Source organism: Lelliottia sp. 7254-16 (genome assembly GCF_002922995.1).
Taxonomy (GTDB): Bacteria; Pseudomonadota; Gammaproteobacteria; order Enterobacterales; family Enterobacteriaceae; genus Enterobacter; species Enterobacter jeotgali.
In genome coordinates, this window is the sequence record NZ_PQVS01000012.1 from 114,410 (window position 1) to 139,903 (window position 25,494).

Annotated in this window: 26 protein-coding genes, 2 tRNA genes and 2 pseudogenes; 8 read left to right on the forward strand and 22 right to left on the reverse strand. The window is 52.4% G+C overall.

Translation table 11 applies throughout. From position 1 onward, the window contains the following. The first annotated feature begins 47 nt into the window (after positions 1-47). The gene (gltX, locus tag C3708_RS16245) at positions 48-1,463 is read left to right on the forward strand and encodes a glutamate--tRNA ligase (protein WP_095282817.1); all 1,416 of its coding nucleotides are present in this window, start codon (positions 48-50) and stop codon (positions 1,461-1,463) included. A 50-nt stretch (positions 1,464-1,513) separates the two neighbouring features. Here the strand turns inward: gltX and C3708_RS16250 are convergent, their stop codons facing one another. Next, positions 1,514-1,909 carry a YfeC-like transcriptional regulator gene (locus tag C3708_RS16250; RefSeq protein WP_095282816.1) on the reverse strand — a complete coding sequence of 132 codons (396 nt, stop codon included), beginning with the start codon at positions 1,907-1,909 and terminating at the stop codon, positions 1,514-1,516. A 1-nt stretch (position 1,910) separates the two neighbouring features. Next, a complete protein-coding gene (locus tag C3708_RS16255; RefSeq protein WP_095282815.1) occupies positions 1,911-2,273 on the reverse strand; it encodes a YfeC-like transcriptional regulator in 363 nt (120 codons plus the stop codon). 217 nt (positions 2,274-2,490) lie between these two features. On the opposite strand from C3708_RS16255, the gene C3708_RS16260 reads away from it, so the two are divergent. The 3 genes from C3708_RS16260 (at position 2,491) to C3708_RS16270 (ending at position 5,089) form a co-directional block, all read left to right on the forward strand. Continuing rightward, positions 2,491-2,566, forward strand: a tRNA-Ala gene (locus tag C3708_RS16260). Positions 2,567-2,604: 38 nt separating this feature from the next. Next, a tRNA-Ala gene (locus C3708_RS16265) sits at positions 2,605-2,680 on the forward strand. 249 nt (positions 2,681-2,929) lie between these two features. Next, positions 2,930-5,089 (forward strand): EAL domain-containing protein, encoded by a 2,160-nt coding sequence (locus C3708_RS16270; RefSeq protein ID WP_095282814.1) that lies wholly within the window; start codon positions 2,930-2,932, stop codon positions 5,087-5,089. Positions 5,090-5,127: 38 nt separating this feature from the next. Here the strand turns inward: C3708_RS16270 and nupC are convergent, their stop codons facing one another. Continuing rightward, complete coding sequence (gene nupC, locus C3708_RS16275; protein WP_010433166.1) at positions 5,128-6,315, reverse strand: nucleoside permease NupC; 1,188 nt, start codon at positions 6,313-6,315, stop codon at positions 5,128-5,130. 350 nt (positions 6,316-6,665) lie between these two features. Between nupC and C3708_RS16280 the strand changes: the two genes are divergently transcribed. After that, on the forward strand, positions 6,666-7,904 hold the full coding sequence (locus C3708_RS16280; protein ID WP_095282813.1) for an Nramp family divalent metal transporter: 1,239 nt from the start codon (positions 6,666-6,668) through the stop codon (positions 7,902-7,904). A 44-nt stretch (positions 7,905-7,948) separates the two neighbouring features. Here the strand turns inward: C3708_RS16280 and ypeC are convergent, their stop codons facing one another. Further along, the gene (ypeC, locus tag C3708_RS16285; RefSeq protein ID WP_095282812.1) at positions 7,949-8,293 is read right to left on the reverse strand and encodes a DUF2502 domain-containing protein YpeC; all 345 of its coding nucleotides are present in this window, start codon (positions 8,291-8,293) and stop codon (positions 7,949-7,951) included. A 126-nt stretch (positions 8,294-8,419) separates the two neighbouring features. Beyond that, entirely contained in the window at positions 8,420-9,418 is a 999-nt protein-coding gene (mgrA, locus tag C3708_RS16290; RefSeq protein ID WP_103949727.1) for an L-glyceraldehyde 3-phosphate reductase, read from the reverse strand. A 184-nt stretch (positions 9,419-9,602) separates the two neighbouring features. Here mgrA and ipdC point away from each other — a divergent pair, with 184 nt between their 5' ends. Further along, entirely contained in the window at positions 9,603-11,261 is a 1,659-nt protein-coding gene (ipdC, locus tag C3708_RS16295; RefSeq protein WP_103949728.1) for an indolepyruvate decarboxylase, read from the forward strand. On the opposite strand, the gene C3708_RS16300 is transcribed toward ipdC, so the two are convergent. After that, positions 11,262-12,497 (reverse strand): ion channel protein, encoded by a 1,236-nt coding sequence (locus tag C3708_RS16300; protein ID WP_103949729.1) that lies wholly within the window; start codon positions 12,495-12,497, stop codon positions 11,262-11,264. It abuts the gene before it with no gap. Between the two features lie 205 nt (positions 12,498-12,702). Here C3708_RS16300 and glk point away from each other — a divergent pair, with 205 nt between their 5' ends. Beyond that, entirely contained in the window at positions 12,703-13,668 is a 966-nt protein-coding gene (gene glk, locus C3708_RS16305; RefSeq protein WP_103949730.1) for a glucokinase, read from the forward strand. 32 nt (positions 13,669-13,700) lie between these two features. On the opposite strand, the gene C3708_RS16310 is transcribed toward glk, so the two are convergent. Further along, on the reverse strand, positions 13,701-14,438 hold the full coding sequence (locus C3708_RS16310) for a LytTR family DNA-binding domain-containing protein (RefSeq protein ID WP_095282807.1): 738 nt from the start codon (positions 14,436-14,438) through the stop codon (positions 13,701-13,703). A gap of 13 nt (positions 14,439-14,451) precedes the next feature. Further along, complete coding sequence (locus C3708_RS16315) at positions 14,452-16,149, reverse strand: sensor histidine kinase (protein ID WP_095282806.1); 1,698 nt, start codon at positions 16,147-16,149, stop codon at positions 14,452-14,454. A gap of 386 nt (positions 16,150-16,535) precedes the next feature. On the opposite strand from C3708_RS16315, the gene alaC reads away from it, so the two are divergent. Then, complete coding sequence (alaC, locus tag C3708_RS16320; RefSeq protein ID WP_095282805.1) at positions 16,536-17,759, forward strand: alanine transaminase; 1,224 nt, start codon at positions 16,536-16,538, stop codon at positions 17,757-17,759. 78 nt (positions 17,760-17,837) lie between these two features. On the opposite strand, the gene ypdK is transcribed toward alaC, so the two are convergent. The 14 genes and pseudogenes from ypdK to C3708_RS16390 form a co-directional block, all read right to left on the reverse strand. Next, on the reverse strand, positions 17,838-17,909 hold the full coding sequence (gene ypdK / locus C3708_RS16325; protein ID WP_099458937.1) for a membrane protein YpdK: 72 nt from the start codon (positions 17,907-17,909) through the stop codon (positions 17,838-17,840). A gap of 355 nt (positions 17,910-18,264) precedes the next feature. Beyond that, positions 18,265-19,185, reverse strand: coding sequence for a kdo(2)-lipid IV(A) palmitoleoyltransferase (gene lpxP / locus C3708_RS16330; RefSeq protein ID WP_095282804.1), 921 nt, complete (start codon positions 19,183-19,185; stop codon positions 18,265-18,267). 442 nt (positions 19,186-19,627) lie between these two features. After that, the gene (locus tag C3708_RS16335) at positions 19,628-20,476 is read right to left on the reverse strand and encodes a DUF4942 domain-containing protein (RefSeq protein ID WP_103947348.1); all 849 of its coding nucleotides are present in this window, start codon (positions 20,474-20,476) and stop codon (positions 19,628-19,630) included. Positions 20,477-20,686: 210 nt separating this feature from the next. Beyond that, positions 20,687-21,189: pseudogene (locus tag C3708_RS16340) on the reverse strand (DUF5983 family protein). Beyond that, positions 21,186-21,563, reverse strand: coding sequence for a TA system toxin CbtA family protein (locus C3708_RS16345; RefSeq protein ID WP_103947349.1), 378 nt, complete (start codon positions 21,561-21,563; stop codon positions 21,186-21,188). The pseudogene C3708_RS16340 and the gene C3708_RS16345 overlap by 4 nt, the downstream one beginning before the upstream one ends. 49 nt (positions 21,564-21,612) lie before the next feature. Beyond that, a pseudogene (locus tag C3708_RS16350) lies at positions 21,613-21,980 on the reverse strand (type IV toxin-antitoxin system YeeU family antitoxin). A 14-nt stretch (positions 21,981-21,994) separates the two neighbouring features. Next, positions 21,995-22,216, reverse strand: coding sequence for a DUF987 domain-containing protein (locus C3708_RS16355; RefSeq protein ID WP_103947350.1), 222 nt, complete (start codon positions 22,214-22,216; stop codon positions 21,995-21,997). Continuing rightward, a complete protein-coding gene (gene radC, locus C3708_RS16360; RefSeq protein WP_103947351.1) occupies positions 22,213-22,692 on the reverse strand; it encodes a DNA repair protein RadC in 480 nt (159 codons plus the stop codon). Before radC ends, C3708_RS16355 begins: the two co-directional genes overlap by 4 nt. A gap of 10 nt (positions 22,693-22,702) precedes the next feature. Continuing rightward, the gene (locus C3708_RS16365) at positions 22,703-23,182 is read right to left on the reverse strand and encodes an antirestriction protein (protein WP_233210425.1); all 480 of its coding nucleotides are present in this window, start codon (positions 23,180-23,182) and stop codon (positions 22,703-22,705) included. Between the two features lie 16 nt (positions 23,183-23,198). Then, a complete protein-coding gene (locus tag C3708_RS16370; protein ID WP_103947352.1) occupies positions 23,199-23,453 on the reverse strand; it encodes a hypothetical protein in 255 nt (84 codons plus the stop codon). Further along, the gene (locus tag C3708_RS16375; RefSeq protein ID WP_103949731.1) at positions 23,453-24,265 is read right to left on the reverse strand and encodes a DUF932 domain-containing protein; all 813 of its coding nucleotides are present in this window, start codon (positions 24,263-24,265) and stop codon (positions 23,453-23,455) included. The genes C3708_RS16370 and C3708_RS16375 overlap by 1 nt, the downstream gene beginning before the upstream one ends. Positions 24,266-24,356: 91 nt before the next feature. Beyond that, complete coding sequence (locus tag C3708_RS16380; RefSeq protein WP_103947354.1) at positions 24,357-24,608, reverse strand: DUF905 domain-containing protein; 252 nt, start codon at positions 24,606-24,608, stop codon at positions 24,357-24,359. 55 nt (positions 24,609-24,663) lie between these two features. Further along, positions 24,664-24,888, reverse strand: coding sequence for a hypothetical protein (locus tag C3708_RS16385; protein ID WP_103949732.1), 225 nt, complete (start codon positions 24,886-24,888; stop codon positions 24,664-24,666). Positions 24,889-24,967: 79 nt separating this feature from the next. Then, positions 24,968-25,480: a DUF4234 domain-containing protein gene (locus tag C3708_RS16390; protein ID WP_103949733.1), complete on the reverse strand. Its 513-nt coding sequence runs from the start codon at positions 25,478-25,480 to the stop codon at positions 24,968-24,970. Positions 25,481-25,494: the final 14 nt, after the last annotated feature.

Consider the following 25,494-nt stretch of genomic DNA (forward strand, 5'->3'; position numbering starts at 1 on the left):
CCCAGCATTTGCCGGTCGTCGGCATCTTTATAACGTAAGGCCATTTCATGAAAATCAAAACTCGCTTCGCGCCCAGCCCGACAGGCTATCTGCACGTCGGTGGTGCACGTACTGCTCTCTATTCCTGGCTTTTTGCACGTAACCACGACGGTGAGTTCGTGCTGCGTATTGAAGACACCGATCTCGAACGTTCCACACCGGAAGCAATCGAAGCCATTATGGATGGGATGAACTGGCTGAATCTGGAGTGGGATGAAGGCCCGTACTTCCAGACGAAACGTTTTGACCGTTACAACGCCGTCATCGACGACATGCTGGTCGCGGGTACCGCGTATAAATGCTACTGCTCCAAAGAGCGTCTGGAAGCTCTGCGTGAAGAGCAAATGGCGAACGGTGATAAGCCTCGTTACGATGGCCGCTGCCGCCACAGCCACGAGCACCATGCCGATGACGAACCCTGCGTTGTGCGTTTCGCTAACCCGCAGGAAGGTTCTGTTATCTTCGACGACCAGATCCGTGGCCCGATTGAGTTCAGCAACCAGGAACTGGACGATCTGATCATTCGTCGTACTGACGGTTCACCGACCTACAACTTCTGCGTTGTGGTTGATGACTGGGACATGGAAATCACCCATGTTATTCGCGGTGAAGATCATATCAACAACACACCACGTCAGATTAATATCCTGAAAGCGCTGAATGCGCCGGTGCCTATTTATGCGCACGTATCGATGATTAATGGCGATGACGGTAAAAAACTGTCTAAACGTCACGGCGCTGTCAGCGTGATGCAATACCGCGATGACGGTTATCTGCCGGAAGCGTTGCTGAACTATTTAGTCCGTCTGGGCTGGTCCAGCGGTGACCAGGAGATCTTCAGCCGCGAAGAGATGATCAAACTGTTCTCCCTGAATGCAGTGAGCAAATCCGCCAGTGCATTTAACACCGATAAACTGCTGTGGTTGAACCATCACTACATCAACACCATGCCGCCGGAATACGTTGCAACCTACCTGCAATGGCACATTGAGCAGGCGAACATCGATACCCGCACTGGCCCAGAGCTGGCGGATCTGGTGAAACTGCTGGGTGAACGCTGCAAAACGCTTAAAGAGATTGCGGAAAGCTGCCGTTATTTCTACGAAGAGTTCGAGGCGTTTGATCCTGACGCAGCGAAAAAACACCTGCGTCCGGTTGCTCGTCAGCCGCTCGAAGTCGTGCGTGATAAACTGTCTGCACTGACTGACTGGACTGCGGAAAATGTTCACAACGCGATTCAGGCCACGGCAGACGAACTGGAAGTCGGTATGGGGAAAGTTGGTATGCCACTGCGTGTTGCCGTGACTGGTGCTGGGCAATCCCCAGGACTTGATGTCACCGTTCATGCAATTGGCAAAACGCGCAGCGTTGCGCGCATTAACAAAGCTCTGGATTTTATTACTGAGCGCGAAAGCCAACAGTAAATACGTCGGGCAGACGAAGAGCAAAAACGGCAGGCTATCCTGCCGTTTTTTTATGCCTGTTCTTCAGCAATACCGAGGCGGGCGAGGAAGCCCTGAATACCTTCGCGGGCCAGCAGCACGGCAAGTTTTTCTTGCTCAATGAGTGTCATACTTTCCAGTGCGCCGGTCACCTGGCGTAACAAGCTGGTGGTGTTCGCCCCCTCATATTCGGCGGACGTTTCTGCAAGCTGATAAATAGCCTGTCGGTTACGTATCGCGGGGATATTCATAATGTGTTCGCGCACGCGGGCGTCGATATGGATCAATCGTGCTCGTCCGCCTTTTACACCATGCAAACTTTCGGTTTTCCACCCTTGCTTACGCACCCAGCGGTTAATCGTTTGTTTGGCGACGCCAAGGCTATCGGACAACTCTTCCGTGGTCATTTTGCTCCGTAATTTTTTCATATCAGCTCTGTTCGCGTATCCCTAAACGTTGTAACAATCCGGTAATCCCTTCCCGCAGTAACAACGTCGTCAGCTGTTTTTGCTCATCCGGGGTCATTTCATTTGCCAGTGTCAGAAGTAGAGCGTTAAGTGAGCTATTATTGGCTGTGCTTTCAATGAGCTGAGGTTCATCCGTCATCCTGGATGCGCTGCGGATAAACTCTCGCACTTTTTCGTTAACGTGAACCAGACGCGCCTTACCACCCTGAACACCTGGTCTTGGAGATGTTTTCCAACCCTCCTTGCGTACCCATTTATTGATGGTCTGTCGGCTATAGCCAGTGAGTCGCGACAACTCCTCTGGCGTCATTCGTTCCTTGATCATGCAATTACCTGAATATCAGTAGGGTTAATGAGTGGTTCATGTTATAGCACCCTTTTATGCGAAAATGTGACAGGTTTAACTACTGGCTGCGAGCAGCTTCGCATTGTGATTCATTTGCATGATTTTTCGACGATTGAAAGGGCTGCGTTGATTTTGCCGTTGACACTCTGCAATGGAATTCATATTATGCCGCCCGTCAACACGACAGCTTTACGTTGGGGCTATAGCTCAGCTGGGAGAGCGCTTGCATGGCATGCAAGAGGTCAGCGGTTCGATCCCGCTTAGCTCCACCAAATTCTTATCCAGGAGAGTTTGGAACGTAAAACACTGTGGGGCTATAGCTCAGCTGGGAGAGCGCTTGCATGGCATGCAAGAGGTCAGCGGTTCGATCCCGCTTAGCTCCACCAAAATTCAGACCCTCGCCGAAAGGCGGGGGTTTTTTTATGCATTTGTTATCATCTCCTGCCTTTTTTGTTGCCATCCGTGTATGTTTATCAATCTGACCTCAATCGAAATCAAGAAAAGCATTCATTTAAAAACCGGGAACTTGATTCGCTCAATTAATAAACTTACCATTTCTTCAACCAATGATTCGACTGGGAAATAGCCCCTTGTTGCGAGCAAAAAGTCACCTTACAAATAATTTACGAATATTTATGCTGGCATTCATTTTATGTCTGCTGGCGGTGCCTTTCTCTCGTTTTATTTCCCCTCGCTCCATTCTTGACGGCCATTACGTCTATTTAGCCTGGCTTCCCTTAAGCGTGATGCTGGCAATGATGTTATTGTTTGGTCGCCGCGCGGTTCTTCCTGTTGTCTTGAGTTTTGCCTTAACCAATTTATATTACTTCCAGCTCACTCCTCTGCAGCACGCTGTTGTGCTTTTTTGCCAGACGTTTTCTGTCTTTGCGGTCTGCGCGATCCTTGGCTTCACGATGGGTAAGCGCTGGCGCTATGGGCTGCCGAACCGGCAGATCGGATTACGCATTTTCTGGCTGGGATTTGTCATTCCCCTGGGTATAAAGTTGTCGATGTATCTGGCTGGATATTTCTTTGATTTCCCGCTTTCAATTTCTAACTTCTTTGGCGATGGCACCGCGATTTATAATATTGTTGATATTCAGAGCCTGATTTGTGCCAGCCTGATATTTACGATGATGTTCTATTATCCGTTAAGAATGATAATTAATCCGCGCTATGCCAGAACCTTCTGGTTACGCAGCGTTAAGCCCTATCTTATTCATAAACATTCCGTATTTACATTCGGCTGGCTGATATGTCTGACGCTGGGGTTAGTGGTTTTATGCTCACCGATTGAGGCCAGTTTTATCGCCGGCTATCTGGTTCCGGTAATCTTTATCCTTTTCACGGTTGCTATAAGTCGCTTGAGCTACGCCCTTGTTTCTCTGAGCTGGGCGATTTCCGCTTTTCTGCTCCTGTCTTACAACAAAAATTTCCTCAACGGTGTACAGACGGGCTATGCGCTGGCGTTCGTCCTGTCGGTGCTGATTTCCTTTGCCATCTGCCTGATGTACATGTCGCGGATTTACCACCGCAGCGAATGGCTAAAGAAGGGCTGGCATGAAAGGGCATTGACCGACCCGCTCACGGGCCTCGCTAATATGCGGGCGCTGGAAGACTATTTGCTGCGGCACCCGGATGCCAAAATCTGCTGTCTGCGCATGGGGAATCTGGGCTTTCTCAGCCGCCATTACGGCATGTTGATGCGCATCCACTGCAAGCGCGCCATCACGTCGGCGGTGCAGCCTTTATTGCAGGCGAATGAAAAATTCTTCCAGCTGCCGGGCAGCGAATTGATTTTAGTACTCTCAGGGCCAGATACCGGTGAGCGTTTACAGCACATCGTCGATCGGTTGAACAGCCGTAAAATCTACTGGAACAATACCGGGCTGGACATCGAATTTGGGGCGTCCTGGGGAGAGCTGGAAGGGCATGATGGCGAAAACCTTCACCACACGCTGGGGCAACTGAGCTGGCTTTCTGAGCAATCTTGCGTAACGCACAGAGTGCTGGCGCTGACTAACAGCATTGAGACGGTCGCGGGGCAAACAACCGATCGGGTATTAATGCTCAGCCGTGTAAAACGGGCCCTTGATGAGGGAGGCGTGCGTTTATATGCTCAACCAATTCAGAACGCAGCAGGTGAGGGCTACCATGAAATTCTAACCCGTCTGGAGAGCGATGGTGAAATCATTACCCCGGATCGGTTCATCCCTCTGATTGCACAGTTTAACCTCAGCCACCGTTTCGATCTGTGTGTACTCGAGAACCTGCTTAAGTGGCTCCGCGATCACCCCACGACGAATTGCGGAGCCCGTTTCTCCGTCAATCTGATGCCGATGACGCTCAATCAAAAAGAGGTGGCCGCTGAAATTGTGGGACTGTTTAAACGCTACGCGGTTGTCCCTCAGGCGGTCATCATTGAAGTCACTGAAGAACAGGCTTTTTCAGATTCAGAGTCCAGTATTCAGAATATCCAGCAGCTGCGTGAGTATGGTTTCAAAATTGCGATCGATGATTTTGGTACGGGATACGCCAACTATGAGCGGCTTAAACGACTGCAGGCTGACATCATTAAAATCGATGGTTGCTTCGTGAAAGATATCTGTACGGACAGCATGGATGCGACGATTGTGAAGTCGATTTGTAATCTGGCGAAGACTAAATCGTTGTGTGTGGTGGCGGAATTTGTCGAAACGCCTGAGCAGCGACAGATGTTACTGGATATCGGCGTGGATTATTTGCAGGGTTATTTGTTGGGAAAACCTCAGCCGCTTGACGAACTGCAGGCGTAAAAAAACCGGGGGCGCAAACCCCCGGTTTTTTATTTGGATTACAGTACCAGCGCAGCGATAGACGCGGACAGTACGCTCACCAGAGTAGAACCGTAAACCAGTTTCAGGCCGAAGCGAGAAACCACGTTGCCTTGTTCTTCGTTCAGACCTTTAATCGCACCGGCGATGATACCGATGGAAGAGAAGTTAGCGAAGGAAACCAGGAACACAGACAGAATGCCTTCTGCGCGCGGAGAAAGCGTGCTGGCAATTTTCTGCAGATCCATCATTGCAACGAATTCGTTGGAAACCAGTTTGGTGGCCATGATGCTGCCCACTTGCAGCGCTTCGTGAGCAGGAACACCCATCACCCAGGCAATTGGATAGAAGATGTAGCCCAGGATGCCCTGGAAGGAGATACCCAGCACCGCAGCGAACAGTGCGTTCAGCGCAGCGATCAGGGCGATGAAGCCGATCAGCATCGCAGCAACGATGATCGCCACTTTGAAGCCTGCCAGAATGTATTCACCCAGCATTTCGAAGAAGCTCTGGCCTTCGTGCAGGTTAGACATCTGAATGTTTTCTTCGCTGGCGTCAACACGATAAGGGTTGATCAGCGACAGAACGATAAAGGTGCTGAACATGTTCAGAACCAGCGCGGCGACCACGTATTTTGGTTCCAGCATTGTCATGTATGCGCCCACGATAGACATGGAAACAGTAGACATTGCGGTAGCCGCCATGGTGTACATGCGGTTACGGGACATTTTGCCGAGGATATCTTTATACGCGATAAAGTTCTCAGACTGACCCAGAATCAGGGAGCTGACTGCGTTGAAAGATTCCAGTTTACCCATGCCGTTCACTTTGGATAACAGGAAACCGATCGCGCGAATCACAACCGGCAGAACGCGGATGTGCTGCAGGATACCAATCAGCGCAGAGATAAAGACGATTGGGCAAAGCACTTTCAGGAAGAAGAATGCCAGGCCTTGATCGTTCATGCTGCCGAAGACAAAGTTCGTCCCTTCGTTAGCAAATCCGAGCAGTTTTTCGAACATTTCGGAGAAGCCTTTCACGAAGCCCAGGCCTACGTTGGAGTTCAGGAAGAACCACGCAAGTAAAACTTCAATGACGAGCAGCTGTACAACATAACGAATACGAATGTTTTTGCGGTCTGTGCTGACCAGCAATGCAAGTGCAGTAACGACAACAAGTGCCAGGACAAAATGAAGGACGCGGTCCATATTTGCTCCAAATATGAGGCAGGTTTAATTTCCGTGCACATTCTATGTAACAAGCACAAAGAAAACGAGATCAAGACCACACTATAGTTACATCCTGTGACGAGTCTCAAAAATAGTGATCAACCATACACTTCTGTTATGTTATGTAAATGAGTGAAAAGTTACGTTTGTGTGCTACGCTTCACAAATGACTGTCGATTTCATCTCCTGTGAGATCGTTTCATTGCACCCGCCCCAGCTATCGTTCTTTGCTATCAGAGAAATCACTATAAACATCTTAAATGATCTTGATAATCATTCTCATTTTGATAGCATGAAACATAGCAAAGGCTATATTTCCAGAGGCAGAAATGACTAACAGTCGCGTAGAGGGTAGCAGTGGCAGAGCAGCGCGCAAGCTGAGGTTTGCATTAATGGGACCTGCGTTCATTGCCGCCATCGGCTATATCGATCCGGGCAATTTTGCGACCAACATTCAGGCCGGGGCCAGCTTTGGCTATAAATTACTGTGGGTCGTGGTGTGGGCCAATTTCATGGCGATGCTCATTCAGGTGCTGTCTGCAAAGCTCGGCATCGCGACGGGGAAAAATCTCGCAGAACAGATTCGCGATCACTATCCGCGTCCGGTGGTTTGGTTTTATTGGGTGCAGGCAGAGATCATTGCGATGGCGACCGACCTGGCGGAGTTTATCGGCGCGGCTATCGGCTTCAAGCTGATCCTGGGCGTGTCGCTCCTGCAAGGCGCCGTGCTGACCGGGATTGCCACTTTCCTGATTTTGATGCTGCAACGGCGAGGGCAAAAGCCTCTTGAGCTGGTGATTGGCGGTCTGCTGCTGTTTGTCGCGGCGGCTTACATTGTCGAGCTGATTTTCTCTCAACCGAATCTGGTGCAGCTCAGTAAAGGAATGATTATCCCAAGCTTGCCGACGTCGGAAGCGGTATTCCTGGCGGCTGGTGTGCTGGGTGCGACCATCATGCCGCACGTCATTTATCTTCACTCTTCCCTGACGCAGCACGCCCATGAAGGTTCGCGCCAGGAGCGTTATTCGGCCACCAAATGGGATGTCGGGATCGCCATGACCATCGCCGGGTTCGTTAATCTGGCGATGATGGCGACGGCGGCGGCTGCGTTCCACTTTAACGGTCACACGGGGATTGCCGATCTCGATCAGGCTTACCTGACGCTGGAACCTCTTCTGAGCCACGCGGCGGCAACCATTTTTGGCCTGAGTCTGGTGGCGGCAGGGTTGTCGTCAACGGTCGTCGGGACGCTGGCAGGGCAGGTGGTCATGCAGGGATTCGTGCGTTTCCACATTCCTCTGTGGGTGCGCCGCTCCGTCACGATGCTGCCTTCGTTTATTGTCATTCTGATGGGGCTGGATCCGACGCGCATTCTGGTGATGAGCCAGGTTTTATTGAGCTTTGGTATCGCGCTGGCGTTGGTTCCACTGCTGATCTTTACCAGCAATAAAACCCTGATGGGCGATTTGGTGAACACTACGCTGGTCAGACGCATCGGGTGGATTATCGTGGTGCTGGTGGTGGCGTTGAACCTATGGCTGTTGATCGGGACGGCGCTGGGTCTTTAAGAGCCCATGCATGAAAAAAGGAGCCATTTGGCTCCTTTTTGTATTTAGTGGCGATGACCGCCGTGTCCGTGGCCGCGTCCATGACCGTGTGGTCCGCGACGATCGTCCCGGTCACTCCAGCCTTCACGGTAGCCACGCTCGTACGCTTTGCGATTATCCCAGCCACGATGGCGGCCATTATCATGCCTCCACCAGCGGTCTTTTCGCCATTCATAGTTGCGGTGCCAGTAATCACGGTCGCGCCAGCCACCGCCGTCCCAGTAGTTACCATAATTGTCACGATCGCCAATTTGTAATTTTACTGATGGCAACAGGGTGATTTCGCCAGCATTAGCGATCAGCGGGGCTGAAGCCAAGAGTACTGCTGCAAGAATCAGTGACCTGAACATTGTTCTTCTCCTTCACGATCGGGGCCTTAGACGGCCTGTTAACGCAATATTACGGGGCCGTAAAGCCCCGTTTAATCGCCTCAACTCCTAATTCGTCAAGGGGAGCACGTTTTGCTAAAAGTGCATTTATTTTGTCCGATTCAGGATCGCGTCAATGGCACTGAGCTCATCGGCGCTGAAATAAAGGTTAGTTAACGTACCCACGGCGTCTTCAATTTGTGCGGTCTTACTGGCACCAATTAGCACCGTAGTGACCGCGTCATGGCGCAATACCCACGCCAGCGCCATCTGTGAGAGTTTTTGACCACGACCTTCAGCCAGCGCGTTTAGCGCGCGCACCTGGCTGATTTTTTCTTCCGTAATTTGATCCGGATTGAGGAAGCGGCTCCCGCTGGCTGCGCGAGAATCCGCCGGAATTCCGTTCAGATAACGGTCGGTCAGTTGGCCCCCGGCCAGCGGAGAGAACGGAATACAGCCGACGCCTTTCTCCTGCAAAACAGACAGCAACCCTTGCTCCGGCGCACGTTCAAACATGGAATATTTAGGCTGATGGATAAGACACGGCGTACCCAAATCTTCCAGGATCTCAATCGCCTGGCGCGCCAGCTCGGCCGGGTAATTCGACAACCCGACGTACAGGGCTTTCCCCTGACGCACCACGTGGTCGAGCGCTTTCATTGTCTCGCGCAGCGGCGTTTCCGGGTCCGGGCGGTGATGATAGAAGATATCAACGTATTCCAGTCCCATACGTTTGAGACTTTGATCGAGGCTTGAGATCAGGTATTTACGCGAACCCCAGTCGCCATAGGGACCCTCCCACATGGTATAGCCCGCTTTGGTCGAGATAATCAGTTCATCGCGATAGGGATGAAAATCTTCCCGGAAAATACGGCCAAAATTACTTTCCGCCGAGCCTGGAGGCGGACCATAGTTGTTGGCCAAATCGAAATGGGTAATCCCCAGTTCAAATGCCCGCTGTAAAAGTTGGCGACTGGTGTCAATGAGCGTGGTATCACCAAAGTTGTGCCATAAACCCAGTGAAATGGCGGGCAGCTTTAAACCACTCTGGCCACAACGACGATACTGCATTGACTGATAACGCATTTTATCCGCCTGAAAAACCATTGCTTAACCCCTCTGACCTGAAATATTCCAGCAGTGTATACGTTTACACCGTGGCGCTGTAAATCAGATTACACCGCCATTTTTCGTAAAGCATTCTTTCCAGAGCCATCTTGTCGCCGTTTCTGGACAGCCATCACGCTTCTTTAATACTCAAGGTGAGGTCAACGTCAGAAGGACACCTGCTATGCGAACCCCATACTGCGTCGCTGATTATCTGCTTGAACGACTAAAACACTGTGGCGCTGAACATTTGTTCGGCGTGCCGGGCGACTATAATTTGCAGTTTCTCGACCATGTTATCGACAGTCCCGACATTCGCTGGGTGGGCTGTGCAAACGAACTGAACGCGGCCTATGCTGCTGATGGATATGCCCGCTGCAAGGGCTTTTCCGCGCTGTTGACGACCTTTGGGGTCGGGGAGTTAAGCGCAATGAACGGCATCGCTGGCAGCTTTGCAGAGTACGTTCCAGTGCTGCATATCGTCGGGGCGCCGGGGAGTGCCGCTCAACAGAAAGGCGAGCTTTTGCACCACACGCTGGGAGACGGTGAGTTTCATCATTTTTACCGCATGAGTGAACCCGTGACGGTGGCACAGGCTATTCTCACCGAACAAAATGCCTGCTATGAAATCGATCGGGTGTTGTCGGTCATGCTGCGAGAGCGGCGTCCGGGGTATTTGATGTTACCCGCAGATGTGGCAAAAAAACCGGCGATACCGCCTGTAAACGCTCTCACAGAACGTACATCTCACGCCGACAGCGCTTGCCTGAAAGCGTTTCGCGATGCCGCGGAATCACGCCTCGTCATCAGCAAACGTACCGCGCTGTTGGCTGATTTTTTGGTTCTGCGTTATGGGTTGAAAGATCAATTGCAGAAATGGGTTAATGATTCACCGATGGCTCATGCGACGATGCTGATGGGCAAAGGGATCTTTGATGAGCGCCAGCCCGGTTTTTACGGCACCTACAGCGGCGCGGCCAGCGCAGAGCAAGTCAGAGAAGCCATAGAAGAGGCGGATACTGTCATTTGTGTCGGCACGCGTTTCACCGATACGCTCACCGCCGGTTTTACGCATAAACTCCCTGCTGGAAAAACGATTGAAGTCCAGCCACACGCGACGCGTGTTGGGGACCGCTGGTTCACCGGGGTACCGATGGCTAAAGCCGTCGATATTCTCTCTTCGCTATGTCAGCAGCATCTCGTGAGCCAGACAACTCCGGCCCGGCAGGCACCGCTTACCCATCAGCATCACGATGAAACCCTTACCCAGGATAATTTCTGGCATACCCTGCAACCCTTTATCCGCCCCGGCGATATCATTCTTGCCGATCAGGGAACCTCCGCTTTTGGCGCAGCTGCATTGCGCCTGCCAACCGATGTGAACTTTATCGTTCAGCCGCTGTGGGGTTCAATTGGTTTCACCCTGGCGGCGGCATTTGGTGCGCAAACCGCCTGTCCTGAGCGACGGGTGATTGTCCTGACAGGCGACGGAGCAGCGCAGCTAACGATCCAGGAAATGGGGTCGATGCTGCGGGATAAACAGCATCCGGTGATTCTGGTACTGAATAACGAAGGCTACACGGTTGAGCGGGCGATTCATGGGCCGAAGCAGCGCTACAATGACATCGCCCTGTGGAACTGGACGCAAATCCCGCAGGCGCTGAGCCAGAATAATCAGGCAGAGTGCTGGCGAGTGAGCGAAACGGTGCAGCTCGCAGAGGTTCTGGAGAAAGTCGCGCACAGCGAAAAGCTGTCGTTGATTGAGGTGATGCTGCCCAAAGAGGACATCCCTCCGCTGTTGAGCGCCATCACCCAGGCGCTGGAAGCGCGAAATAACGCCTGACTATTTCTTTGGTCGCCAGGCCATCAGCATCGGTTTGCCCGCCAGCAGGAGCCAGGCGGGCAACATCACAATACACAGCAACGGCAGCAGATTAGTATCCGGGACCACCACCACGGCCATAAACAGGCTCAGCCAGGCATCACGCGTCACCACCAGTACCAGTCCCAGAATTGAACAAGAAACGGTAATGGCCGCCGGAACCGCATCGACGTGTTCATGCAACATCAGGCCCAGCGCCACGGCAATGAACACCGCCGGGAAGATACGCCCGCCACGAAAACCGCACGCCGCTGCCACCACTACGGCAGCCAGTTTTACTACCGCGAACATGAAATAGTCCGACACGCTAAAGACCTGACTAAACGACATCTGCTGCATCTCATCCAGGCCTTTGAAGAGGGTGATTGGCCCGCCAATGGCGCCCAAAATACCGAGCAAAAATCCGCCGACGCCCAGAATCAATACCGGGTGTTTTAGCTTATGAATCAACAGGTGCAGGCGCGGTAAGCACCACACAGCAACCATACCGAGTGCAATGGCGATAGCGGCGACAATGGCTCCGCTGAAAATATCCGCCAGCTGCATGTGTCCATAGTGCGGGATAGGTAGCGAAAAATGCGGCTGGAAGAACAGGCTGGTGGTCAGCGCACCGGCAGCCGCTGCCATCAGCGGGGCGAACAACCGATCCCACAGCGGAACGTCGTTATCGGAACTGAGCGTTTGAGAAAAGATCAGCGCGGCGGCGACGGGCGTGCCAAACAACGCGCCAATCGTGCCTGCCGACGCCAGAATGGTCCAGTCGAGTGCACCCACTCGTGGTAAAACGCGCGACCCGAGATACACCGCGAGGGCAATATTCACCGCCATAATCGGATGTTCTGGCCCGAGGCTCACACCACCCGCCAGGCCAATTACCAGAGCCAGAATCAGCCCCGGAAGGGCCGCCGGGTTAACGGGGGCGCCAATCAGTGGCTCAAGTGCAGGGTCGGGGCCTGCGTGACCTGGACTAAAGCGAATCACCAGACCCACCGCAATACCGGTTAGCGTTAACATCAGGATAATCCAGACCGGAGAGGCCGCATCGATACCGAATTTTCCCGGAAGAGAGGTCCATAATAACGTTTGCAGCACCGAGGCGACTTTCATCACCACGATTAACACCAGGCTTGACGCAATACCGATGATTAGCGCAGGCGTCGCTAACAGCAGCATGGTTCGGGCGCGCGGATGAAGCATGATGATTTCCTTGTACAAAAATAGTAAGCGTGGTTTTGCACAATCAGTTTGACGGCAATAGTGCAAAAGCTGCTGAAACGGTAAAGTTATTCTGTGACGTAGATCGATTATCCTGGGCCACACGCATTCGGGTCGTTGTTGTTATCCCGCCTTAAACTTACAGTGTCCCAAAGATTTATTCTGACTTTAGCGGAGCAGTAGAAGAATGACAAAGTATGCTTTAGTAGGCGATGTGGGCGGCACCAACGCCCGACTGGCGCTATGTGATATTAATACCGGTGAAATCTCTCAGGCAAAAGCTTACTCAGGGCTGGATTTCCCAAGTCTTGAGGCGGTAGTGCGCGTCTATTTGGATGAGCATAAGGTCAGCGTAGAGGATGGTTGTATCGCCATTGCCTGTCCGATAACCGGCGACTGGGTGGCGATGACCAACCACACCTGGGCATTTTCGATTGCCGAAATGAAAAAGAACCTCGGTTTCGCGCATCTGGAAATTATTAACGACTTTACGGCGGTCTCGATGGCGATCCCGATGCTCAAACCGGAACATCTGATTCAGTTTGGCGGGGATAAACCGGTCGAGGGCAAACCGATTGCCGTTTACGGTGCAGGCACTGGGCTCGGGGTTTCACATCTGGTTCACGTGGATAAACGTTGGGTCAGTCTGCCGGGCGAAGGCGGTCACGTTGATTTCGCACCGAACAGCGAAGAAGAGGGCATTATTCTGCAGGAGCTTCGCGCCGAACTGGGGCACGTTTCGGCAGAGCGCGTGCTGTCCGGTCCTGGGCTGGTCTATTTGTATCGCGCGATTGTGAAATCAGACGGTCGCCTGCCTGAAAACCTGCAACCGAAAGACGTCACCGAGCGTGCGCTGGCGGATAGCTGCACCGACTGCCGTCGCGCCCTGTCGCTGTTCTGCGTGATCATGGGACGTTTTGGCGGCAACCTGGCGTTGAATTTAGGCACCTTTGGCGGCGTTTATATCGCCGGCGGAATTGTGCCGCGATTCCTTGAATTCTTCAAAGCATCCGGTTTCCGTGGTGGTTTTGAAGACAAAGGACGCTTCAAATCCTACGTGCAGGATATTCCGGTTTACCTGATCGTGCATGACAATCCTGGCCTGCTCGGGGCTGGCGCACATCTGCGCCAAACCCTGGGACAATATCTCTGATTCCACACCGCCCTCTTCATCCGAAGAGGGCATTAGAAATGCATCAACTGCCTGAACTCTTTCACTTTGCTGCGACTCACCGGCACCTGAAACTCCAGATCTTTCAGCCGTAAAATATAGGTGTTGTTAAACCACGGCTCTATTTCGCGGATCTTATTCAGATTGACGCAAAACGAGCGGTGGCAGCGGAAGAAGTGAGACGCCGGAAGCTTGGCGCAAAACTCGGTAATATTCATCGGCATCACAAACGAATCGCGACGGGTATAGACAAACGTCATTTTCTCGTGCGCTTCGGCATAATAAATATCGTCCATCTTTGTCACGATGATCCGCTCATCTTTGATGAGATTCAGGGTGTCATTCTCGCGCGTGGCAGTGGGCGCAGGCGCGACTGCCGAGCTGTTTTGCTGTCGGAAGGCCAGTTCCAGCTTCTGCAACATACTGATGATGCGCGATTCCTGATAAGGTTTCAGAATGTAGTCGAAGGCTTCCAGTTCAAAAGCTTCAGCAGCGTGTTCTTTCCATGCGGTGACAAACACAATAAACGGCTTGTGGGCGAACTGGTTAATGTTTTGCGCCAGCAACACACCGTCCAGCGACGGGATATTGATATCCAGAAAAATGGCATCGACCCGGTTATGCTGCAAAAATTTCAGCACATCCAGCCCGTCTTCAAACGTGCCCACAATCTCCATCTCGCTGTGCTCTTTAATCAGCCAGCTTAATTCCTGTTGGGCGAGGATCTCATCTTCCACAATGATGACTTTCATGCGTCACTCCGACTCAAGGCAACAACAGCGTCTGCGTATGAACGGGCAGCCGTTCATTGGGGACATAAAAAGCGATTTCAGTGCCAGGCTCCAGGCGGCGGATATGCAGCCCTTCGCCATATAGCAATTTTACGCGGTGGTGGACATTCAGCAGGCCGATTTTATTGCCTGGCATCTCGTTTGATTCCACCCGTGAAATCACGCTGGGATCGATGCCATTCCCGGTGTCCCGTACTGCCACCCGCACGCGATTCCCACACTCTGCCACGCTGATGGTCACCACGCCTTTGCCCTTGCACGGCTGGATGCCGTGGACGATAGCGTTCTCGACCAGCGGCTGGATCAACAGACTCGGGATCACGCAGTGAACCTCTTCGTCAATATCATAAATAACCGTGAGCTTATCGCCGAAGCGCGCCTGCTCAATCGCAATGTAATCTTTAATCTGATACAGCTCTTTTTTGATGTCGATCTGCTCGTCGTCCTTCAATTCAATGTTGTAGCGCAGATAGCGCGACAGATTAAAAATCAGCTGGCGAGCGGTGTCTGGATTCATGCGAATCGACGATGAAATAGCGTTCAGAGCGTTAAACAGGAAATGGGGATTGATCTTACTTTGCAGGGCGCGCAGTTCTGCCTTATTTGCCATCTCACGCAATTGCTCAGCGCGAGAAACCTCCAGTTGAGTAGAGATGATTTGCGACAATCCAATGGCCATCTCTTGCAGCGATGAGGTTATCTGGTGTGCGTGACAATAATAGATTTTCAGGGTGCCTGTAACGATGCCTTTCTCCCACAGCGGGATCACCAGCATCGAGTGGATCTCGGGCGTACGATAGGCCTCATCATTGTTTTTAATGATGATTTTACCGTAATTAATGGCCTGGCGAGTTGTTGGGCTGACGGTATCATCATTGTCGCGATAATTATGTTCGCCCACGCCGACATACGCCAGCACGTGGTCGATGTTGGTGATGGCAACTGCATCGGCGTGAATATCGCGACGAATAATATCGCAAACCTGGCGCAGGGATTCGGCGTTCACATGGCGGAACAGCGGCAGGGTTTTATTGGCAATATCTAGAGCCAGCTTCGCCTGACGCGCGGCGCTGGCCTCTTTTTCACCCTCAACGCTTTGCACCAGCAGCACGATAAAGCCGATACAGACGCTGCCGAGGATCATCGGAATACCGATTTTGGATACGATATCCAGCCCAAGCTCAATGCTTGGCGCCCAGGCCACCACAAGAATCATGGTCAGCGTTTCGCACACCATTCCGGCGGCGATACCCGCTCTCCAGTGCTGTTTTTTTGGAATTTTACGGTTAATCCAGCCGGACAAAATACCCGCGATAATACTGGTGATGAAACAGGGGATCGCCGTAACGCCACCGATATCAATCAAGTAGCGATGTGTCCCGGCAATAATCCCGGTGATAATGCCCACCCACGGACCGAACAAAATACCGCCAGACATCACTGCGATAATACGCACGTTGACCAGCGAGCCTTCAACGTGCACGCCGGACCAGGTGCTGAACAGGGCAAACAACGAGAAGATGGCAGTGACGGCCAGAAGTTCTTTTGGCGAGTGTGCGGATTTATGCAGAAGTTCGCGAAAGAGCCGGATGCGGATCAGGAAGAACAGACAAATCAGCATTAATGCCGCACGATCAAAGACCGCCAGCAGCATATTGAATATTTCGTGCACGAGTAAACCTGGGAAAACGGGAAAAATCTATGATAGGAAACCTGGCGCACAATGACCAGACATCTGGCTTAATTATCAAATGAGGAAAAACCACTTCCTTCAAAGGGGATTGATTTTTGATGACCTTAATACCGACTATTTAGCCTTTATGCTCTCTTTGGGTGTTACTTCATTGATATCGCGGCGTTAAAAAAATGGCGTCATATAAATGTTCTGGAGAGATGACTTCCGCTTTTCATACCAGCACGCTTCCGGTTTTAGCGGGATAAATATTTTTTCGTTACCCTCTCGACAGCGGCTTTTCAATCAGGCTATTTTCTAAGCATGCCACAATCGTGGCAGCGTCGCTCGGACGGTCCGGGCGCTCACGTGAATCTGAGGAATCTATGGCTGAATCCAGTCCTGAACGCCGTTTTACGCGTATCGATCGTCTCCCCCCTTATGTTTTTAATATCACTGCTGAACTGAAAATGGCTGCGCGTCGGCGCGGCGAAGACATTATCGATTTCAGCATGGGTAATCCTGATGGCCCCACGCCGCCGCATATTGTTGAAAAGCTCTGCACTGTGGCGCAGCGCCCGGATACTCACGGTTACTCCACGTCGCGCGGTATTCCGCGTTTACGTCGGGCGATCTCTCGCTGGTATCAGGATCGCTATCACGTAGAAATCGACCCAGAAAGCGAAGCCATCGTGACCATCGGTTCGAAAGAAGGGCTGGCGCACCTGATGCTGGCGACGCTGGATCACGGTGACACGGTGCTGGTGCCAAACCCGAGCTACCCGATCCATATCTATGGCGCGGTGATCGCCGGGGCGCAGGTTCGCTCCGTCCCGCTGGTGGAGGGCGTCGACTTTTTCAACGAACTCGAACGCGCAATTCGTGAAAGCTATCCAAAACCGAAAATGATGATCCTCGGATTCCCGTCGAACCCTACGGCGCAGTGCGTCGAGCTGGAGTTCTTCGAGAAAGTCGTGGCGCTGGCGAAGCGCTACGACGTGCTGGTGGTGCACGATCTGGCGTATGCCGATATCGTGTATGACGGCTGGAAAGCGCCGTCTATTATGCAGGTGCCGGGTGCGCGCGACGTCGCCGTTGAGTTCTTTACGCTATCAAAAAGCTACAACATGGCGGGCTGGCGTATCGGATTTATGGTCGGTAATAAAACGCTGGTAAACGCCCTGGCGAGAATCAAGAGTTACCACGATTACGGCACCTTTACGCCGCTCCAGGTCGCCGCAATTGCCGCGCTGGAAGGCGATCAGCAATGCGTACATGACATCGCAGCGCAGTACAAACGTCGCCGCGATGTGCTGGTAAAAGGCTTGCACGAGGCGGGCTGGATGGTTGAGATGCCGAAAGCCTCGATGTACGTCTGGGCCAAAATTCCTGAGCACTACGCTGCAATGGGGTCTCTGGAGTTTGCCAAAAAGCTGCTGCAGGATGCAAAAGTGTGCGTCTCTCCGGGCATCGGTTTCGGTGACTATGGTGATACCCACGTACGCTTTGCGCTGATCGAAAACAGCGATCGCATTCGCCAGGCGATAAGAGGCATTAAAGGGATGTTCCGCGCAGACGGGTTGTTGCCGGTAGAGAGAAAATCGGAATAGGCAATGTGCCCGTAAAAATGTGTGCATAAAAAAACAGGAGCCTAATGGCTCCTGTTTTTTTAACTGTATTTTCTTCGCTCAGATCATCAGGGCAAAGGTTCCGGCCCAGACTAAAACAATCACCGAAATGCCCATAAAGAAATATTTCACGTTCATCGCTCCGCGCATCAAAAGATACGCCTTAAAAACAAAGTCCAACTGAGTATAGAGAGTTGAAATCAGACCAAACCGGAAATAAGAATTATCCCGTAACGTCGATGACTCCAGCTCAGAATTCTGTGCGTTCCCGTTGCCAGACGGCGCTAATGTACGCCTAAATACAGGGGGGAGCAAGGGGCATTTTTTCTCATTATTTCCGTAGCTTACGACTGTCGTGGAACGGCGACAGTATAATTTCACAGCGGAATAAATAACGTTGAGCGAAGGGGTAATAAGACAATTTCGGCAGGTGATTACAGGTGACTGAAAAGGTTAGTTTCTTAGCGAAACTAACCGTTCGAAGAGGCTAGATGTAGAGCGAGGTTTCACCCACAGGGCGAGTCTTAAAGCGGCGATGTACCCAGAGATATTGTTCGGGTGCGCGCATGATTTCGTTTTCGATAACTTTGTTAATGTAGGTCGCTGCGGCTTGCTCATCCTGCGGGTAATTATGCAGTTCTGGCGAGATAAACAAACGATAGCCCGACTTATCCGCTTTTCTGATCATGGTGACCGTGAGCATTGGCGATCCGGACAGGCGTGAAATCACAAACGTGCCGTTGGTGGTGGCGACATCTTTCACCGCGAAGAAGGGCGCAAAACTGCTGCCTTTGCGTCCGTAATCTTGATCGGGCGCGAACCACACCGCTTCACCTTTCTTCAGGGCATTGACCAGACCGCGCAGATTGTTGCGGCTGATCATCGCTTTATTCGAGCGCATACGGCCACGTGTTTGCACCCATTCCATCAGCCGATTGTTATGCGGACGGTAGGTTGCCATCATCGGCTGACACAGCCCCATGACGCGGCCGCCCAATTCGAGTGACATAAAATGTACGCCGATGACCATCACGCCACGATTCTGTGCCTGCACCTGCTGCAGGTTTTCCAGGCCTTCGACATCAAACCATTTGCGCACGCGCGCGTCCGGCCAGAACCAGGCCATGCCGGTCTCCAGCAGCGCCATGCCAATGGATTTGAAATTCTCGGCGATCAGTTTGTCACGCTGCTCAGCAGTATATTGAGGAAAACATAATTCCAGATTTCTGCGGGCGATGGATTCACGGCGTTTCAAAAAGTAACGTGAAGCGCTGCCTAAACTTGAGCCAAGCACTTGTATAGCGGGATAGGGCAATTGAACGAGCAACCAGAGCAGACCAAGACCGAACCATGTGAGCCAGTAACGTGGGTGAAGAAATGCACGTTCAAATTTGCATTGAGACAAAATAGTGGACCTATATAAAACCTGAGAAGGTAGCGCAAACGTTGCGTTACAACATACTGATTTAGACCGTAGTTTAGGGTGATGGTTTCAGGCCTTACCCAACTTTACGGCGTTGCCAGACCACTGCCGAGATAAGGCGGGTTGCGTAGAGTAGCACCCTTATACAATCTGTGCTATGACTTGTTTTTCATGAAATTATGCCGCTCTGGGACCATTTATATTATGGAATAAAAGAAGAGGGGTGATGGCTTTATTTTGTGACGAGTAAGAGTGGTGAAGAGGTGTAAAGTGTCCCCTGCAGAAATCGCACTTGGTGTGTATGTTTATTGTAAAATATGATTATTTTACTGTTCAATATTTAATTGGGCCCCCAAAAGGGCCCCCGAATGCATTACCCTAGATTTGGAAATCTGAACAGAAATAATCAACTGTCTTTTAGCATATTTCATTTTCTTGCAGATAACATTCCAGGATAGTGCCGGGCAATGATCCCATTCAACTTATCAACTAGTTCTGGACGTTTGAACGTAATGTGTGCTGTTCCCTTCTGAAAGTACTTAATCGCAAACATCTCATCCTCATACCGGTTGCTGTGCCTGTTCTCATGGATATGGTCCCCTAATCGACGGGTAACGTCAGCACGGTTGTCGGGAACCGGCTTACCATTGAGAATCATCAGCATGCGCTCAAGGTCCGCTAACCGGTCACGTTGCCGGCCCCAGTTAAGCCCAAATCCCCATCGGTCACATTTTACCAGCCCTGTCACGATGATTTTCCTGCCAAATTTGCAGGGCGAGTTCGTCTTAAAATCCCACGATAAGCTTTTGAAGACGTTAATGACGCCCCGTTCAAACACGTCACCTTTACTTTGATGCAGTTGCTCAAAGGTGCTCAGGATATTCTCTTCACTGACAGCCGGAATATCCTCCTTTTCCAGGCTGTAGTACCACTGGTCACGCGCCTGAGCGTCCATCAGGCTCAGCATCCCCGACTTCTTCATCAAATCCCGCCATATACTGCGATCGAGATTGCGGTTAATGGCTTTCATCGCCGCTTCTCTTTTTTCCATTAGCCAGCAGCCGCAGCGGAAGTCCTGCTTCATGGCCCAGTCCAGGGCGGTTTTGCCGCCGATACTGCGGGTCAGTGTCGAAATATCGTCAAGCTGGCGGATCAGCGCTTCAATCTGCGTCAGTGCGGCGTTACGTCCTGTGACGATACGTTCAATACTGGTCGAGCAAATCACATCGGTGTGGCCGGTTAAAACTTCGGGTTTGGTGAGGGTAAGTTCCGACATCATTTCTTTCCTTTATATAAAGCAACTCGCCAGCCGGTGAGGACTGGCGCTTATGCGAGTGTGATGAGTGGGGTTCGGTGGCTAATTTGTTCTGGGGTGTAGCAGAAGCTGCAGATCGCGAACGTCCAGCAGCCAGTCAATCAGAATATTGAGGGCTGTTTCCGTGGTGAATTTAGGCATGCGAATACTTGTGAGGATTGGTGGTATGAGTTACCAGTCAAAATTGGCAAAGCCGGGCAGCAGTTCACCTGAAGCATCAAAATGGATTATGCTGGCGGAATAACGACACATAAGTGTTACCACTAGGTGACGACAGGCTTTTGACAGGCCCCGCTTCTTAAACTGAAGCACCGGGTACTGCCACACATCAAGATATATCATATATCCTGAGCTGGTATAGCTTATCCACTCGCTGTCACCAAAGTCTTCATGCTGATGCGAAAGAGCGAATAGCAGGTTGTTGTCAGCTTCGGAGATATGGGTGGTACTACACTGGATGCCGTTAAGGCGGGTGACGGGCGGGTATTAGGAGGGAGCGGATCTTCAACAACCAGTTTTCCGGGCTCGTCAGCAACATGAAGCGAATAACCGTTCTGGTTCACCACATCAATCAGTTCGGCCAGTTCAATGCCGTCAATATCCACGGCGATCCGGCCCATGTTGAGGGCCAGTATATTGACGGTATCGGTTTCTACCGTCAGGGATAGCTTCATGGTTGCACCTCTCGGTATTTTCCGGTGGTGATATCGGTCACCACTTTGTAACCGTTGCGAGCCATCAACCCGGTAGCTTTCCGGGCGCGGAGAATATCGATACTAGTGAGAAGCGGCGACTGTGTTTCTGCGTTAAAACCACGGCGATCGGTACGTACCAGATCGTACTTTTCCACGATAAAATTCACGGCGTCGCACAGTGATATACCAGCGTCGATATGCTCCTGAATCACGCCATCGTTGCCGAACGGCGTGTCGTTGAGCGCCAGACCGTAGTGACGGTCCAGCAGGTGGCTCAGGAGGCGCTGCCAGATTTCCACGGGTGACGGGCGTGGTGAAACCTCCCGTGTCGGGGGAACAGGTTGTGTTTGCATAATGGAAACCTTTATTGGCTAGTTAAATGAAGCAAAAATGTCGGGAGGTTTATTCGGTTGTTGCAGGTGTCGGGTAAATCGCAATATAGACATATCCGCAACTGCCGAGTGTATCCGCGTTGCAGGTCAACCCTTTTGCGTAGAGCGTGACGCCGTGCTGATGGCGTGGAGTGAGTTCATCACTGGTGAGCATCAGTTCAAGTTGCTTCAACAGCAGCGGAAATGCCTGGTCCAGATGGCGTAAATCTGCTTCGCTGAAGGTCCCGGTGATGCTGCGCGGTCGTTCAGGTAATGCAGCCGGTTGCCCTCCTGTACCAGTTTCGCGCCAAAACAGGGCGTGTTGTTGCATTTAAGCCCCCACCAGGGCTCAGCGATATCGTGCGTTGTTGTGGGTGTTTTATTCGACAATTGAAGCACTCCTTAAACAGGTGTTAAATGATTGTGACGCTGCGCAATACGACATACGGACCGTTGCGGTCCTGCCGGCGTTCTGCGAAGACAGCGAGCACACCGCTGATATCCTGTACTTCCCGACCGGCGTAGTGGCAGACGCTGCCGGACCATTTGTCTTTCCCGGTACAGTAGCGAAACAACCGGGACTGTGGATGCTGGCGGTAAATCGTCATTGCCTGGCGTTTACTGATGATTTTCAAAGCCAGCCTCTCTCAGAAAAGGAGACGATTTCCATGCCGCCAACCACCAGGTGGTCCAGCAGACGAATATCAACCAGTCCCAGTGCCTGCTGAATACGCGTAGTGACCTGACGGTCGGCATTGCTGGGTTCGGCAACCCCTGACGGATGGCAGTGCGCCACAATCACGGCGGCACAATTATGCTTCAGCCCCGCTTTCACCACTTCACGGGGATGGACCTGCGTATGGTTGATGGTGCCGGTGAAGAGCGTTTCGTGGGCTATGAGGCGATGCTGGTTATCGAGGAAGAGTGCGGTAAATTCTTCGCGCTCCAGTGAAGCGAGCTGAAGACGCAGCCAGTCACGGACGGCATGGCTGGAGGTAAATGACGCGCCGGGTTCGCGTAACTGGCGCTTCAGCAGGGTTAACGCCTCCCGGATGGTGTGCTGTGCGGATGCCGGTAACTCGGCAGCAAACAGCGGTAACTGTTGTTCCATAACGTTGGCCTCAGTCGATGATGTGCATAATGGCGTTACATTCCGGGCGACTGAGCGCGTAATCCCGCAGGCGATAATAGTGTTCGGTCATGGCGTCGCATTCGGTGCGCATGGCGTGGTGGCTGTAAGTCATCAGACAGACGGCAATCCCGGCGGCCTCGCTGCTGAGTTCACCGCCATTGCCGCTCATGGTATTGAACAGCGACCAGGGTTCATTGTTCTCACCTTCCGGTGCTATAAACGCGCCCCCGTTACTCAGCGTGTAAAAGTTCCAGATGCCCCCGCAGTAGTCTGCACAGAAGCGGTCCATCCAGGCGAAGACAGTTGGCTCAAGGATTATCCACTGCGGTATGAGCCCGAAGTGCTGCAGCCAGAAGCCGATGCGCTGCTCGTCCTGTACGAGGGTGGCGGTCAGTGCGGGTGCAGAACCGGTACCGGCAGGTTGTGGTTGTAACGGGAGGGTATCGTTAAGGTTGATAATGTCGGTCATGTTAGTTTTTCCTTGTTTATTTATGGGGTTGGTGATGCTGTTTCAACCGAAGTGACGGGCAGGGCTGCGCATAGCCGTTCTCATCGCAGTGTGAGGACCATATACCGTCAACCAGGCTTAATGGGCTGAGACTGAACTCGCCGGGGCGGTAGAGCAGATGCGTGCACCAGGCGTACAGGTCGTCATCAGAGAGGGAGTGGCAACCCGGCACCTCATTCAGGGAAAGCGGATAAACTTCTGCCTGTCGGGCATCATCCGGAACATGCTGCATCAGCTCAGAGCCTGCTGCAGCTCTTCGGCCATGACCCAAAGTGCTCTGTTGAGCTTTACGTCGCCGTCGATGCCGTTAACCGCACGGGTACGTTTACCCTGTGCAGTGCGCCCCGGCAGGCCACCTTTGAGCAAGGACTCCTGAATGCGGTTATAAACGGTCCACAGGTCGTTCTGACGGTCCTCATACCGTCGCGGCACCAGTATCTGTGTTGCTGTGACAGGATGGTGCTCTTCCCCAAAGCGGTACGTCAACGCAGCGTTCGCCAGGGCATGTTGTGCCGGTGGCGGCAGGTGTAACGACTGCATGGCATCGCGTTTCTCTTCCACTCGGTCAAAAATGCCGAGCACTTCATACGCCCCCTCAATCACTTTCCCGGCCACATCGCCACGATGCGGTACGCGAATTTCACCGAACGACTGCCCGCAGACGAGCCCGTTGGTGCAGATGGCTCTGAACAGCCCAGGCAGCATCTGGTATGAGCTGGAGCCATCATGCGAGTTGAGCAAAATGATCTCCGGTACCTGCTGGCCGGTTATCTGGCCGGTACGACGCAGGCGCAACAGGTGTTTGGTGTGCTCCCGGCGGCCCGGGTCTCGAACGCATGACTGGCAGGCGAAGAAGGGTTCAAAGCCTTCGCGCTGAAGATTTTCGAGCAGAGTGATGGTGGGGATATAAGCGTATTTTTCGCTTCTGGATTCGTGGCGCTCTTCACTGAAGACGCTTGGAACGACCTGCATCAGTTCTTCACGGGTCAACGGTCTGTCGCGGCGTATCTGGTTTATACGTCCGAAGCGGCTGGCTAAACGCATGGTTAATTTCCTTCGTTGGCTGATTTAACGGCATAAACAAAAGGCCATGTGCCCCGGAGGGAACATGGCCTGTTGGTGTGGTTGCTGGTGGTCAGGGCTTGTGGCGAGTTAGTGTTGGGGGGATCCCGTGGCTCACCAGATAACGGTTAAGCCATTCCCCGGCACCGGCTTCAAAATTCCACGCCCGCCAGAGTAATTGTCCCTCGTGGTCGGGAATGACCAGCCGAAAATGCGTCCCCTGGTCATCTTCTATGGCGACGTTCTGGTATGCCGCTACCACAGCAACCGCATGCCTGCGGGTAAACGGGCCGGACGGTAGTGGGGTATCGTCGGTGTTGTGCATCGTCATCTCCTGATTAATGACATAAAACAAAATGCCCCGCTCAGTGAGCAGGGCATCAATGGGAGGATCCTGGTGTGGCGATAAACTGCAGTATCTGCTCTATCAGCGCTGCGATTAAGGTACCTGCCAGCAGGGCTGCCGTCTGTCTGACAATATAAATGCTGTCTTCGTCGTAGCCTTCTTCGCGAAAGTGGTCTTCCACAAACTGCTGTGCCCGGCTGCTGGCGCACCATGTCAGTATCTGGCCCAGTGCAGAGACCAGTATGTTGAGTAATGTCATTGAGTTAAATCTCAGAGGGGACCCGGACGAATGGGGGCATTCACGGATGCCCCTGCCGGATAAATAGAGGAGAACTGAGTTACTGCGGTGACGGAGACTCCGGCGGCACGGGGACCTGACCATGAATAATCTGGTGTTTCGCCAGTGCCTGTGGCATGTCATTGATGCAGTACGTAATGTAGAAGACGTTGAACAGTACGGTGTAGAACGCATTCATTCTGAGGTCGAAGCGGAAGGTGTTCAGCGCATAGTGGCGCAGTGCAGCTCTGGCCTTAAAAGCCCAGACGATATACATCACGCTGGTGGCGAACGACAGTATGGCGCTCAGTACCAGCAGCGTGTCACTGCCCGTGTCGTAGCCGGCGAGGTCCGGTGAGGCCATCACCCCAAACTGTCGACTGAGGCCAAAACAGACGGCCAGCCAGATGATAAACAGGTTGCCGCAAACCGGATACCCGGAGGTGTCGCTGATAATGTCCTGCTTTTTATACAACCACAGTAACGGCCAGATGCCGCAGGTGGCGATGGTGAGCAGCACAAAAGTGAGCGTTGGTGTTGCCAGTCGCTGGCTGAGTGTCGAGATGTCGGTCATATTGCATTGTCCTT